Here is a 14682-nt window from a genome sequence, read left to right as displayed (position 1 = left end):
AAATATTTTATAATACAAACTTTTCTAAGTCAAACTTTTTTGTTTTATAATAAAAATATAATACTATTGCAAAATTCACAAATTAGTTTTTTAATCATTTCACCTTTAACAATATTATTTATCCATGCTTCACAAATATCATTAAGACCATAATATATTCCCGCTAATCCTCCAACTACAGCTGCTGTAGTATCTGTATCACTACCTAAATTTACTGCTTGTAATACTGTGTCTTTATAATTATCATTATTAAAAAAACACCATAAACTTGCTTCAATAGTATGAACTACATATCCTTATGAATTAATATTACATAACTTTTCATTTCCTATATTGCCTTGCAATACTCTTTCTAAAGTTTTTAAAGCTTCTAAATACTGATCATCTTTATAATAATTTAATATTACCTTTTTTATTTTTTCATAAGCTTCTTCTTTGCTATAACCATTAATAAGATTAATTGCAAACTCTACATATATTGAACAAGCTATCTTTGATATATTATGTCTATGTGTTATAGATGAAACATCATGAATTGTTTTAAACTTTTTATCTGAATCCTTCTCATATTTAAGATAAAAAGCTAATGGTAGTATTCTCATTAATGAACCATTTCCATTATCGTATTTTGATGCTCCACCTGCTTCTGTTACCTTTACTCCATCCTCTATGTTATAAATAGCTTTTCTTGTAGTATTTCCAACATCAAAAGCTACTCCATATGGAGTCATAAATCCATATCTATACCATTTTACAAAATTATTTGCTATTTCATTTAAGTCATATCCCTTAATTAAATTATCTACTAAACATAATGTCATTGAAGTATCATCTGACCATATTCCTTTTGGTTGATTATGTGTACCATCTGATCTCATATCTATTACAGGATTTTTTTCTAACTCTTCTCTATCTTGAAATTCAACTGGCACTCCTAATGCATCACCAACTATTAATCCCCAAAGCCCCCCTTTTATAGCATCTATTATTTTTTTATTCATCTCATTACCCTCCATAATATTAATTTTTTATATTATTATAAAAATATATTAAAGGCTCTGCAGTAATGCAAAGCCTTTATTTTTCATTTATCTTTTCTTTATATTCTTTTAATTCCTCACTAGTATAAATTCTATATTAACCCATTTCAGATATTTTTTACCTTCCTTAAATATCTTCATTTAGCTCATAAAACCCTTTATAAATAATAAAAATTCTTTTTTTATGTCATTATTTTCTTCTAAAAATTCAATTAAAACTTCTATCTTAGGCTGTTTATATCTATGTCCAATTCTATTTCTTAATAATCTAGCTGAATTTAAATGATTAGCAAATTTATCAGTAAGAACATTTTTATCTTTTAATAACTTTATAGCTGAATCTATAGTGATTCCTATTTTATAAATATTATATTCTTTTAAAAGCATTGATATAAAATCTTCATATAAAATAAACATACTCAAATATTTATATTTAAGACTATTGGAAAGTTCTTTTTTTAATAGTTCATTATCAGAATATACTTGTATAAACTTTAAAGATTCCTCAATATCCTTATACTCTAATTCTAGATCATATAGTAACTTTTTTAATCTATCTTTATTCACTATCTAAAACCACCTTATCTAATCTGCTCCAAAATTCAATATTTTCTTTAAATAATTGATCATAATAATTGAATTTTTCATTATATTTATCATCTTTTATTATTATCATTTCACTATTTAAAGCTTCTATCTTAATTAGATTTTCTATATCTTCATCATTAATATCTATTAAATCTATACTTCTTTCTAAAAAATCTTCAAGTTCCAATGTCAAATTCAAATCTAAATTAGATGATATTTTATTATCTCCTATAATTGCTATATCAATATCCGACTCTTCGTTAAATTCATCTTTAGTTAAGCTTCCAAAAATAATTACATTTCTTATATTATGTTTTAAGAATATATCTTTAAACTCTTTACTTTTTACTAAAGTTAAAATCTCATCCTTAGAATTATTTCCGAATATATTTCTATTAAAACTCAAGTCAACTTCCCTCCAAATCAATATTAATATAACATCCTCTTTTTTTGTTACATTTATTATTCACTACTAATTATAACACTTACATAATAGTTTTTCATTAATTTGATAATATATTTATACAAGCATATTTTGTACCATTATATTAAGATTGTTCATCTAAATTTATAAAGATAAGTTTTAGTTTTAAATTAAACCTTGGACCATTTTTGGCTTTTTATAAATGAATCATAAATGTTATTTGCATCATTTACTACACTAGTTTTAAAGTCCATTACTTTTAATAATTTTATTGCATTTCTTGTTGTTGATGGACCATATTTGAGTTTATAATCAAAAAGCACATTAGTATCTGTAATAGTTTCTCTAAAATGATAATTATCATATCCAGTTGTAATCATTTGTGTTAATTCAATATCATGAGTTGCAACTAACATACGAGCATTAGTTCTTCCAACATATTTTAGTACTGATGCTGAAGCTGATATTCTTTCAATTGTATTAGTTCCTTTTAATATTTCATCCACAAATGCCAAAATAGGAATATTACCATTTAAAGAATCCAATAACCTTTTTAAACTTTTTACCTCTGCAATGAAATAACTATCTCCTTCAAGAATATCATCTCTTATTGCCATTGATGTTATAACCTTGGAAAACTGACATCTATATTTGGAACACAATGCCATATTTAAACTTTGTGCCAGAATACAATTCAAAGCAACAGCTTTAATAAACGTAGATTTACCAGAGGCATTTGAACCTGTAAAAATAATATTTCTATCTATAGTTATTGAATTTTTTATTGGGTTGTCTATAAGAGGGTGGTAAATATTTTCTAGCTCCATGACATTTTTATCAATAAACTCTGGAGTTACATATCCATCTATACTTTCCCTATAATAAGAAAGACTTACTGCAAAATCTAATTGAGCTACTAAATCATATATTAAGTAAAGATATTATTTATTTTCCTCTAATATCTTAGCTATATTTTGATATGCAATAATATCAATCATAAAAAACATCTTTATATATTCAGTAACAAGGTCTATATCCGAAAACAAATTAGCTCCACGCTTACTTAAAGCAAAACTATATCTTTTAACTTTTCTTAATTTTGCAAAGTTACTTAATATCTTTTCTGTCTCTAACCTAAACTTACTAAAATCATTATCTTTTATTTTAGATAATTTCTGACATAACTTAATATTATTTAATAGATATGCCATCACACTAAAATTATCTTCTAAATAAATTTTAGCACTTTGATAAAACAAAATATTAATACACATAAAAAATACTGTTCCAAATATCCCTATCTTATTATCAAAAAACATTAGCAATACTGATATTACTAAACTTACCGCCAATAATGGATATTTATAATAGCCTTTTATTTTATTAAAATCAGGGTTATAAACAAAATTAATAAATCTCTCATCATTAATTTTCCCTACTTTTGAAAGTTCCAATTTAATAGAATTTCTTAAAGAATCATTCTTCATCAAACTATTTATCAACTCTTCAGTAATAGCCCATTTTTTGCTATCATATGCTACTTCTCTAAATTTATAGTACAAATATGTTTCCCCAAATGTTGTACTAGTATAATTTGTTCTCTTGAAAACAGTATCCATATCCAGGTCATTCCAAGTTAATTCATCAATAGATTCATTAACATTCTCGTTTTCTTTACGGGCTTTATAATACGTTCTAACAAAATTCATATCAAATTCTTCATGAAAATCTTTAGGTTTTTTACCAAATTCATTACTTATTCTATTCAATATATTAAGTTTCCTTTTATGATTACTAAAGCATATATATACTACTAATAATATTAATAGTATAAGAACTAATATCTCCATATAACCCCTCCAATTTAATAATTTTCATAGTCTGTATTATCGTCTTATAATACAATTCTTCAATACTGTACACTTTTATTATACATAATTACTAATTATAATTCTGTAAAATTAGGGATATTGGGAAAATATTGTTTTATATCATTTTTAACATTTTCTATCTATAATTAGATACAAAAGTTCTATATCTCTTCTTATAAATTGTCTATTAATCTAAAAGAATTACCTATATTTTTTTTATTTATTATTATCTTTCTACATTACTTATAACTTTAATATTAATTTTATTTATCATAATATCTATTATTGCCCCTACTATAATTCCAATTGTATAACATACTAGATCACTCCATAAGAATCCAAAACCTAATATTAGCCCTCCTAAAGTTGTATTTCTTATAGCATCTATCCAAGCTGCATGATATAACTGACTTATTTCTATGCTATATGATAAAATTATTGCCCAGGAAATAATAAATATTGTCGATTTTTTATTAAATATAAATGCAATAATTAAAAATACCATAAGTGCCCATAATATATCTCCTGAATATAATTCTATTATTTTAGGTAAGTCATTTATTTTTCTTGATAATAATCCTAATATCATAACTATTATTGTTAATAGTAAATATAATAATCTATTTCTTCTCAAGTAACCTCTCCCCCAATACCCTTAAATTATAATACTTTTATTAGCTTTATTAATCATACTTGCTGGAATTTCTTCATGAAGCTTCCATACAAAGCTAATAGGTTTATCACCACTATGACTTCTGTATTCACATGTACCTAAATAAGTAAATGGTGATGTAAGTCCATCTCTAGTTTTATATTCTCTAACAAAAAGAGCTATCTTATTACCAGTTTTTAAATGATTGATATATCTTTGTCCTGTTGTACTTTGTATTGATGTTTTACTTTGAGTTTGCCAGTGAAATAACTTTTCATTAATTGCATAATCTTCATAGAGTGTAGATGGTGAAAAGTCTTTATCACTCTTATTTAATGTTATAAAGAATATATCAGTTTTCTTACCTTCAAAATACTTAACACCTTCTCTAAAAGCTGGCTTTTTCTCTTCATTAAAGTATCCAAAAGCAGCCATAATTACATCTGTTGTATAATCACAATGTAAATCTAAAGGACAATCAAAGCCTAAATCAACTTTCTTATCTATAAATTCAATATGTTTATAATTATAGCTTAATATATCAGAAACTTCTTTCATCATAGTTTTATTACTAAGTAAGTTACGCTATTTATAACTTTATTAAAATATATCACTTTTCAACTCTTCAATCGTATAAATTTCATTACCTATTTTTACATTATCATCGTTAATAATAACTAAATTTTCATTAATCTCATATCCATCTGTTTTCATTTTAATAGCAACTTTCATATCCATAGCTATCTTTTTTAATTTTCTATAAACTTTCATCTCAAAGTTACTTTTAAACTTAAGTTCATGAATATTAGTAGCATTATTTAATAAATAAAAAGTTGTGTACCAATGAGTTCTTATTCCTATTTCCATAGGCTTTATACTATTTATATTTTTAAAGTCATCTAGTTCAAATCTTAGATATTCCTCTTCACCTTTACCTCTAGTATCAGACAGCTCTATACACTCTTTTCTTTTATAAAATTTAATACTTTTAACCTTTGCATATTCATATATACCAGCAACATCATTAAACTTTCCTTTTGGTTTATATAATGCTAAATATTTAATACCAAGTACTGTTTGATTTCTAATTTGACTGCTTGGTATATGATAAAATCTATTATTTTTATATGCATCATAATGAGTCTTGTCTGGTACAATCCCTACTATAACATCTTTATTTTCAAATCTATTATAATAATCAAATTCATCTATAAAAACTCGTGAATTATTAGCTTGTACTTTACTTTGTCCAACTATCTTCCTTATATGTTCTTCTATTAATTTTGTCTTTCCTGGCAACATAGGAAATGCTCCTATATTAACTTTTTCTATACTCTTATAAAATGGATTTTCTTTATATTCCTCTTCTGTTTTAGAGTATGGAAACATTACATAAGCACCAAATGCTTCATACTTAAACTGATTGTCTTTAGACATTTCAGCTACAATAGAATCTCTATATCTATGCATTACATTTATATCATCTTCAACTGGTCCAATTTCATTTCTAGTATTTATTCTATACTTAGCATCAAATATATAAACTACATTATCTTTATCATCTAAATTTTTAATACACAATACATTATCTGGCTCTGCTATAGTTGTTGGTAATTTTCCATATCTCTTTTGATACCATAATTCTATACTCTTTTCTCCATTAGAATAAGTAATCTTTGCTTTCTCTTCTTGAAGTAATGATAAAAACAATCCATTATCTTCATACGAAATTAAACTTCTGTCTTTAACCTTAAAGCCTAACTCTTTTAATATATTATTTATTTTTACATAACACCAAATTTCATATAGAGTATATAATTTCTTTGGAGTTATTTCATATAATCCTTCTCCAATGGCTAATCCCTTCTTTAGTATTTCATATTTAATATATAAATCTTTATATCCTGGTGACATTTGAAATACTAAAGACATTGTCTTTTTACCCTTTAAATCACTTATATCTTTCAAATGCCTTCTTACATAATTATTTAATATGGTTTTCTTGTCTTTAATATAGTTAGTATATATCTTTTCATCTTTATATCTAGAAAGTATATTATGTTCAATTATATTTAACCTTTTGATAATAGTTGTAATCATATATTTAGCAAATTGATTTTCATATATATCAACAGTTGTTTTTTTCCGTTTATCAACTATGGCGTTAGGTAAGTATCTTTTATCATTCACACTAATAAATCCATTTTTATCTTCTGTTAATGCATTAGGATGTTTTCTTAAATAATCAACAGTTCTTCTTGAAGGTACTCTCGCTTTTTCTACCTTCCTTATCTGCTCAATAGTTTCTACATTATGTTTTAAGTTTTCACATATTCTTCTTATATCTTTTTCTAAATCATCAAATACAGCTTTAAAAATATTTATAAATTCTATATTAGTTTGATTATCTGTTTCTTTTAATTGTGTCTTTAAAACTGTATTTCCTATAAGCTTAAATATTATTGCAGATACCTCTTCATCAACTTCTTTCATTATGTTTTGGTAATCAGTTTTATAATCAAGCTTTGTTGGAAAAACTTCAATTGTTATTTTTAAAATTATATTTCCATTTTTTCGTACTGCAAATGTTGAATTTCCTACTTCTGATTTAAATTGAATATTACCAATTAAAACCTTACTATAATCTTGTATAGTATCACTTATATCTGATTCTATATGTATAAAATCATAAGCTTTATCATCACTTTCTAATATGATTTGATAAGATCCATTTTCAAAGAATATAGGCTTACTATTAATTACACCATTAATTCCTAGTGTTTTATTATCATTTAGTATTTTTATAATTATATTTTCTTTAATATCACCATGTATTATAGTTGTTGAATTTATATCATTGTTATATCCTAATGCTACTGATTTTGTATCTATTTCATTTCCAACAAAGGTTAAAGTAAATTCATCACTTTTTATTTCTATTAGCTTACTATTGCCAGAACGATACAAAGCCATCTCTATACCCCTTTAACATTTGTAATATTTTTGTAGCACTTTTTGGGTATCTACATTTTTCACTTTCATTTTTAATTACACTTTCTGCTTCTTTAATATAATTTTGCTTATTTTCTAAATTAAAGCCTGTACATATTTTAAATAGTTTTATAAGTATTTCTTCTATATATACATCACTACCTATTATTGTTGGTAATATCTTTTGCATTATTTGATAGTCAAAAGCCATATCTTCTTCTAGTAAATTAGCTAATTTATTTTCTAACATATAAAATACTATTTCATCTCTTACTCTATAACCAAAATGTTTTGAATATGGTTTTAGTATATTATTTATTTCAACTATTTTCTCATTTATTTCTTCTACATATGTTCTATCTATTTCTAAAGCATATTTTATATTTAAAAATTGAGTTTTTAATAATGAATTATCTACTACTAAAGTTTCTGCTTCATCAGTTAAGAAATCTAGTGTTTCTAAATCTACTTCTGAAAACTCTATAGTATTTGCTCTATCTAATACTTTTCTACTAAATGAAAAAGTAGTATCATCCATATTAACTGTACCTATTATATAAAGATTTTCTGGAATACTAATATTATTATCTTTAATATTTTCAAAATATGATTTACTGAATAATTCATCTGTTACTATTTTGCCTTTTTCAAACTTTCTAGATTCAATAACACTTAGGTATTCACTTAAGTAATATTCAACTCTAGCCAAGTTCATTTCATCTAAACATACAAAATATGGAGTATCTAAATTATCCTTTGCTTCATCAATAACTTTATATAGTTCCCCTTGAACAAATTCATCTTTAATATTCTTATAACCCAAAAGCTCTGTACTATCATTCCAATCTGGTTTAACTGGAATACTTTTAAATTTGGCATTTATAGCTTCAGCAAATAATCTAACTAATTTAGATTTACCTGTTCCACTTATACCTGCTAGAATAACAAATGGTTTGGTTTTTAGAGAGAGATAGAAATTACTTAATTCTTCCCTTTTATAAATAAAGCTATTAGTTCTAATATATTCTTCTATATTTTCTATTATATCTTTTATCTCTATTTCTATATTCATATCACTTACAGTAACTTCACTATTACCATTCTCACAAACTATTAAAAAGTCCCTATATTTAGATAATGCAGCCGTATACATATTGTTTCCTCTTTTATTCTTTTCAACTAAAGCTGGAATAGATTTATATAAATCTATCATTTCATCTAACTCTCTTATATCATTTATATTATATATATCTTTTAATTTTTCACAGTACTTTTCTAAATCCCTAGAATTTGTTAAAATAGCTCTATAATATTTATCTACTGAGGCAATTGATAATTTACATTTATTTTGCATCCAATATTTAAATTCTTCACCTTTATACATAACAATTATCCCTCATCTATTTTTATCACTAAATTTCACCTTAAATTCACTCTAATTAGTATATAGTTTTAACATCTATATGAACTAAAGACAAATAAAATTACATTTTTTAAAATACTTTTATTCGCCTTTTTAATTTCTTTTATTTCTTTTTTTCAGTTGGCTTTAATATAATACTATAAATCCCTTTACTTCTGCCTGAACCATTACTAATAGTATAATCTGTATAAATATTATTTGTTAATTCACCATTTTTAAAAATAAAATTTATACAATATGGCTGTTTAAACCATTCTTTTCCTGAAAAAAGTTTTTCCTTTAGTCTTTCATTTTTTTCTATAACAGCTTGTACAATAAGTTTAGCTTTTTTACTTATATTAGTTATAAAATCTTCATCTAAAATTCCATCTCCAATAATCCCAAACGTTTTCTCATAATATACTAATAATCTTTTTTCATCAAGATCTAAATCTTTTAATATTTTTTGATTTATATATAGCTTTTCTTTCTCACTATATAGAAGTAATCCTGCCATTATAAAATCAACATCATCTAAATAATCATTAAAAGCTTTTTTAAATGTGTTATGAGTTAATTTTACAATTGTATATTTTTTCGAATCTGCCCTTTTTACAGATATACCAGAATTATCAATAATCTTATAATGTGATATTTTTTTTAAAAGTGTTTCTGTTATTTGATATTCCCATTGTAATAGAATATCCTTATTGATATTTGCCTTTATCATATAGTTATCTGTTTTACATTTTACCTTTTTCCCTGTTAAAGTCGATTCTTTATTGCCATCAACTTTAACAATGTAGTAATTTTCATTATTTTCATTTATATTTAACTCTTTAAACAATACACTCCAAAATTTATGTTTTTTATTTTTATTCATAACTTGAGATAGATTAAATTCCTCTTTATCTCCTTCAAAAGTACCTATATTAGAAATCTTTTTCATCATAAGAACTTCAAAATCTTTTACCATACAACTATATTTAAATTGTATTTGCCCTCTCTTTTCTTCAGTATTTCCTTTTAAACTAGCATTCCAGGGCTGAACTGTTAATCTTCCTACATAAATAGATCCTGTATAATTTTCACCTTTAAATTTAGCATTTTTAATATTAAACTCTAAAACTTCACTTTTAGAAATCCATACTCCATTTAATGGATTTCCATGATAAATATAATTTACCTTACTATTATTTTTTCCTTCAAAAATTGCTCTATTTAAAATAAATGCTGAATTCTTTCCTAGAATACCTTGTAATAATTCTTTTTTATCTGGATATAATTTTCTAAACTCACTCGCGCCAAATCTTCCAATTATATTACCATCCTTATCTTTAACTATAGGTGCTTGTCCATTTAAGGAACCATCTCCCCAAATAAAAAATCTCAAACAATCTTTTATCTCATCTGTTATTTCTATTAAAGAACATCTATCTAGCCACTCAATAAATTCCTCTATTTTTTCTTGATGCACACTATTACCAGTTCCCATTTTGGTGCTTATACCAAAATCTCTTCCTTCTATGTTGATATAAAAATCTTGTTTTAGTCTATTATTTTTCTCCAAACTTGCTCTAATCAACATATCATTACTAAAATTTATTTTGTTTTCCGTACAAATATCTTTTATAAATCTCTTTAAATTAGAGTTTAGCTCCTTGGGCATTTTATTATTTAAAGCTTCTACCATTAATGATTCATTTGTAAATCCGTGTGAATTACACCCCTTTATTCTATTATCCATTATTTTTGCCTCCATATATACTTTTAAATAAATTATATAATAATAGCCATATCTCTAACAAGATATGGCTATTATTATCTACTTTCCAAGAATTGAATTAGATTGCTAGATATTTTTTCTATCAATGCTACAACAACACTATTTCCTATTTGCTTATATGTCTGACTATAATTTTCCTTTATCTTATAAGTTTCCGGAAATCCCATTACTCTTAAGCACTCTCTCTCAGTTAACTTTCTTCCTAAATCATATATTACAGGAACATTATTTCCACCAGTCCCCATCTTCGCTGTTAAACATGGAGATATACCATTAGCACTAAACGAAACCTTTGATGGTCTAATATTATTTGCAATAATTGGTTCTCCTTCTTTCCGTACTTGTTTCTCTAAAAATTTTTCAATATGCATATTCATATTATTTTTCGCTATACTAGAAACATCATATTTAGAATCAACTTGTTTTATTATGTAATCTGATAAAAAAGTTTTCAATTCAACTTTCTCCGGAAAAATTATTTCTTCATTAATTTCTCCATAAATTTTCTTATCAATTCCAACACAATACCATCTATTCCTATTCTGAGGAATTCCATAGTCTTTAGCATTTAATACTTTCCATACTACTGAATAGTTTAAATCTTTTAAAATTGAAATAATAGTTTCTAAAGTCTTTCCATTATCATGACTAACAATCCCAGAAACATTTTCTAAGATAAAAGCTTTTGGTCTTTTATCCTTTAATATTCTTGCAACTTCAAAAAATAATGTCCCCCTAGCATCTTCAAACCCTAATCTTTTTCCCGCAATAGAAAATGGTTGACATGGGAAACCTGCACAAAGAATATCATGTTCTGGAATATCTTTAGAATCAATTTGAAATATATCTCCATGAGGCTCTTCATTAAAATTACTTTTATATGTTTCACATGCATATTTATCTATCTCACTAGAAAAAACACATTTTGCTCCATTACTCTCAAGAGCTATTCTAAATCCACCTAACCCTGCAAACAGATCAATAAACTTATATTGATTAAATACTTTATATTCATTAAATACTTTATATTGAATTATATATTTATTTAAATGATTAAATATCTCTGCTATAACTGGTGGTGATACTGCATTTCCTGACTGTTTATATAACTGAGTATCACTTATTCCTGCCTTTAATATCCTACCAATAAACTCATCAGCAAATCCTTGTATTTTAAGATTTTCTATTGGAGTAAATTTCCTTATCTTAAACTCTTTATCTTCTTTAATTAGAATTTTAGTTGAATCTGCCCTCGCTAAAACAGTCGGTGATATTCCATTAACAGAGTAAACCCGTCTTTGTCTCTCTTGATCATTATGAATATGCTTAGGAATATCTAATATTTTCAAAATTTTTGTTTCTGGGTTATATTCTTCTAATTCAACTTTTTTTAAAAATTCTTGTATTTTTTCATTGTCGATATAATATTTTCTAGAAACATCTTTTTCAATCACATCTTTTATAAATACCTTTTTTCTATTTGCTTTTAAGCTTTCAAAAAAGTTAAACCCTTTAAATTCGCTGTTGTTTAATTCTTTTTTAAGACTATTTATCTTATTATTTCTATAATCATTTTTAAATTTTTCTTCCTTAAAATCTTTAATACCTAATATATATGTTCGCTCTCTATTTTGAGGAACTCCCATCTCGGCCGAATTAATAACAGTGAAATCGACAGTATATCCCAAATTATTAAGTGTATTCAAAATAACCTTTATTGTACTGGAGTTATCATGGCTAACTAAATTTTTAACATTCTCTAATAAAATAATTTTAGGTTTCTTCTCTTTAATGATACGTACAACATCAAAAAATAAAGTTCCTCTAGTATCCTCAAACCCATTTCTTTTTCCTGCTATACTGAAAGTTTGGCAGGGAAATCCTCCCATTAAAATATCATGTTCTGGTATCTGTGAGGCCTCAATTTTTGTTATATCTCCAACCAAATTACTTTCAGGATAATTTGCTAAATATGACTTTTGAGCAAATCTATCAATTTCAGAAGAAAATATAACCTGGGCTTCCATATCAGAATATTTCAATCCTTCTTCAAAGCCACCAATACCACAAAACAGGGATACTACTTTATACTTTGGTACTTTGCTTAACATTTTTCTCTCCTCATAATTTAAATGACTTTTTTATGAACATACTTTCTTACTCTAATATGTTACTCTAAATATCTAACTTTATCAATATATATTATTGTTACACTCAAATTAATATACTCTTTTATTATATATGTCTAATAGTACATCATAAAATCCACTTCGCTCTTGTGCAATTGTATGAAAAATATTTAGTATTTAAATATACTGCCATGTAGATCTCCTTTTTTTATTTGTCGCTTTTTTATAAAGATAAATTTTTCATATATTAATAATTGTAGCATAAATATTACTTTTCTAAACATAATAATACCAACTTCCTAACTACTAATTAGTAGCAAGCGAGTGACTTCGTCCCTCTCAAAGACTCTCGCGGTTTTAAAATTTTCATTCTTCTAAATACCCCTTAACTAATATATCTTGTTTGTACTTTTCCTTACTTAAAATTAATACCCTTATTTATTTCTATTAATCTATCAACTGTAACCTTAAGTCCATGAACTTTTCTATGACAATTTGCACAAATCAACCTTAAATCTTCAAGTTTAGTTATATACCCCTCTTTCATATTGGCTACACTCACTTTATCATGATGCACATCCAAAACAATTTCATCATCTATACCACAAACTTCACAATATAATTTTCCATTGATTGATTTAAACTCTTCTAATTTCAACTTTCTAGCTAAAGAATTTCTCTTCTTAACCTCTACCAATTTAGTTATTGTTTTTCCTTCTTCTATTTCTATATTTGAATCAAAATCTTCAACATTAATTTCTAAATAATCTACTTTAGATTTATCTTTTATTATATTAATTAAATCTTCTCTTGTATTATTAGTTTTATAATTACATCTATCAACATATCTTTTCCCACTAAATACTTCTTCAATTGTAAAATAAGATTGATTATTTTGATTAGGCAGTGCTATTTCATTAACCAATTCTATAGGATTATTTAAAATATAAAATTTATATTCCGATTCTTTATCATCAAAAGAAAATTTATTTTCTCTCTCATTTATATAGTTTTTTAATCTTTCCTTTATGAAAATATCAACATCTAAACTATCTATTTCTGAAATTTTATTTGGATTTAATATAATTGTTGTATTTAGCTCATATAACTTAGTCATAACTCCATTCTTTTCTCTAAAAGTATAAAATAATGATTTTTTATAAGGATATCTATTATAATCATTTGGATGTGCATGTATGCCATACTTATATATTAAATTAATAGTATCAGCTGCTGGTATTGATATGACTTCTCTCTCATATGTAATTTCATTAAAATTTATATCTTTATCTAGATTCTTATAAAATATTTCAACTATTTTTTTCATTTTTAATGCTGTATATCTAATCCATTTTATATACTTACTCCAATTATTTTTCTCACTAGTTTCTCCGTCCATATATACATCATATATCTTTTTTGCTTTACCTACTTTACCTTTAGCCTTAGTAAATGTAAGTTTTTTGCCATATAATTTCTCTATTTCATTTTTATTTGTTTGTTTGTAAATAATTAAATACTTCTTCATTTTCTGTTATATATATTTCTACTGAAACATAACTCTCTTTTATATTATGTCTTACACATAAATGAAGGTCTTTATTTCCCCAAAATAAATCATAGTATGACTTATTCCACGATTTCCTATAATTAAAGTCATTTTTAAATTCTGAGTCATTAAACACTTTATTAACAAATTCATTCCAAAATTGATAATGTATTTCTTCTAAACTTACTATTTCCTCCCCCATATTTATCTATCCTTAAATTTTTAATATATTAACTTTATTTTAATCTAA

Annotated in this window: 11 protein-coding genes and 2 pseudogenes; all 13 read right to left on the bottom strand. The window is 24.8% G+C overall.

Features of this window, described 5'->3' with window-relative positions:
- Nucleotides 1–44: 44 nt before the first annotated feature.
- The 13 genes and pseudogenes from ACUN06_RS03815 to ACUN06_RS03755 all read right to left on the bottom strand — a co-directional run bounded on the left by ACUN06_RS03815 (nucleotide 45) and on the right by ACUN06_RS03755 (nucleotide 14634).
- Nucleotides 45–1001, bottom strand: a pseudogene (locus ACUN06_RS03815) (ADP-ribosylglycohydrolase family protein).
- Nucleotides 1002–1181: 180 nt separating this feature from the next.
- Nucleotides 1182–1607, bottom strand: a complete 426-nt coding sequence (locus ACUN06_RS03810; RefSeq protein WP_294127955.1) for a hypothetical protein — start codon at nucleotides 1605–1607, stop codon at nucleotides 1182–1184.
- Nucleotides 1600–2034, bottom strand: coding sequence for a nucleotidyltransferase family protein (locus ACUN06_RS03805; RefSeq protein ID WP_291734755.1), 435 nt, complete (start codon nucleotides 2032–2034; stop codon nucleotides 1600–1602). The genes ACUN06_RS03810 and ACUN06_RS03805 overlap by 8 nt, the downstream gene beginning before the upstream one ends.
- 188 nt (nucleotides 2035–2222) lie before the next feature.
- Nucleotides 2223–2879, bottom strand: a complete 657-nt coding sequence (locus tag ACUN06_RS03800; protein WP_449390116.1) for a MutS-related protein — start codon at nucleotides 2877–2879, stop codon at nucleotides 2223–2225.
- Between the two features lie 114 nt (nucleotides 2880–2993).
- Nucleotides 2994–3902: a hypothetical protein gene (locus ACUN06_RS03795; RefSeq protein ID WP_449390115.1), complete on the bottom strand. Its 909-nt coding sequence runs from the start codon at nucleotides 3900–3902 to the stop codon at nucleotides 2994–2996.
- Between the two features lie 247 nt (nucleotides 3903–4149).
- Nucleotides 4150–4512 (bottom strand): ribosomal maturation YjgA family protein, encoded by a 363-nt coding sequence (locus tag ACUN06_RS03790; RefSeq protein ID WP_294127959.1) that lies wholly within the window; start codon nucleotides 4510–4512, stop codon nucleotides 4150–4152.
- Between the two features lie 66 nt (nucleotides 4513–4578).
- Nucleotides 4579–5154: pseudogene (locus ACUN06_RS03785) on the bottom strand (DUF3427 domain-containing protein); the annotation flags it as partial.
- A gap of 21 nt (nucleotides 5155–5175) precedes the next feature.
- The gene (locus tag ACUN06_RS03780; RefSeq protein ID WP_449390114.1) at nucleotides 5176–7548 is read right to left on the bottom strand and encodes a DUF2357 domain-containing protein; all 2373 of its coding nucleotides are present in this window, start codon (nucleotides 7546–7548) and stop codon (nucleotides 5176–5178) included.
- Nucleotides 7523–8950 carry an McrB family protein gene (locus ACUN06_RS03775; RefSeq protein ID WP_449390113.1) on the bottom strand — a complete coding sequence of 476 codons (1428 nt, stop codon included), beginning with the start codon at nucleotides 8948–8950 and terminating at the stop codon, nucleotides 7523–7525. Before ACUN06_RS03775 ends, ACUN06_RS03780 begins: the two co-directional genes overlap by 26 nt.
- A 142-nt stretch (nucleotides 8951–9092) precedes the next feature.
- Nucleotides 9093–10715 (bottom strand): hypothetical protein, encoded by a 1623-nt coding sequence (locus tag ACUN06_RS03770; protein ID WP_294398585.1) that lies wholly within the window; start codon nucleotides 10713–10715, stop codon nucleotides 9093–9095.
- Between the two features lie 74 nt (nucleotides 10716–10789).
- Complete coding sequence (gene dcm / locus ACUN06_RS03765; protein WP_294398587.1) at nucleotides 10790–12865, bottom strand: DNA (cytosine-5-)-methyltransferase; 2076 nt, start codon at nucleotides 12863–12865, stop codon at nucleotides 10790–10792.
- A gap of 433 nt (nucleotides 12866–13298) precedes the next feature.
- Nucleotides 13299–14411 carry an HNH endonuclease gene (locus ACUN06_RS03760; protein ID WP_449390112.1) on the bottom strand — a complete coding sequence of 371 codons (1113 nt, stop codon included), beginning with the start codon at nucleotides 14409–14411 and terminating at the stop codon, nucleotides 13299–13301.
- Nucleotides 14374–14634, bottom strand: coding sequence for a DUF4268 domain-containing protein (locus ACUN06_RS03755; protein WP_449390111.1), 261 nt, complete (start codon nucleotides 14632–14634; stop codon nucleotides 14374–14376). Before ACUN06_RS03755 ends, ACUN06_RS03760 begins: the two co-directional genes overlap by 38 nt.
- Nucleotides 14635–14682 lie beyond the last annotated feature (48 nt).

The sequence above is a fragment of the Clostridium sp. ETTB3 genome, assembly GCF_053571985.1.
Note: the sequence above shows the minus strand (reverse complement) of the source record. Positions and strands in the feature narration are given on the sequence as shown.

Coding starts and splice junctions, on each gene's coding strand:
- ACUN06_RS03795 (WP_449390115.1), bottom strand. CDS start 3,902: ATGGAGATATTAGTTCTTATACTATTAATATTATTAGTAGTATATATA.
- ACUN06_RS03800 (WP_449390116.1), bottom strand. CDS start 2,879: ATGGAGCTAGAAAATATTTACCACCCTCTTATAGACAACCCAATAAAA.
- ACUN06_RS03755 (WP_449390111.1), bottom strand. CDS start 14,634: ATGGGGGAGGAAATAGTAAGTTTAGAAGAAATACATTATCAATTTTGG.
- ACUN06_RS03780 (WP_449390114.1), bottom strand. CDS start 7,548: ATGGCTTTGTATCGTTCTGGCAATAGTAAGCTAATAGAAATAAAAAGT.
- ACUN06_RS03775 (WP_449390113.1), bottom strand. CDS start 8,950: ATGTATAAAGGTGAAGAATTTAAATATTGGATGCAAAATAAATGTAAA.
- ACUN06_RS03760 (WP_449390112.1), bottom strand. CDS start 14,411: ATGAAGAAGTATTTAATTATTTACAAACAAACAAATAAAAATGAAATA.
- dcm (WP_294398587.1), bottom strand. CDS start 12,865: ATGTTAAGCAAAGTACCAAAGTATAAAGTAGTATCCCTGTTTTGTGGT.
- ACUN06_RS03790 (WP_294127959.1), bottom strand. CDS start 4,512: ATGATATTAGGATTATTATCAAGAAAAATAAATGACTTACCTAAAATA.
- ACUN06_RS03770 (WP_294398585.1), bottom strand. CDS start 10,715: ATGGATAATAGAATAAAGGGGTGTAATTCACACGGATTTACAAATGAA.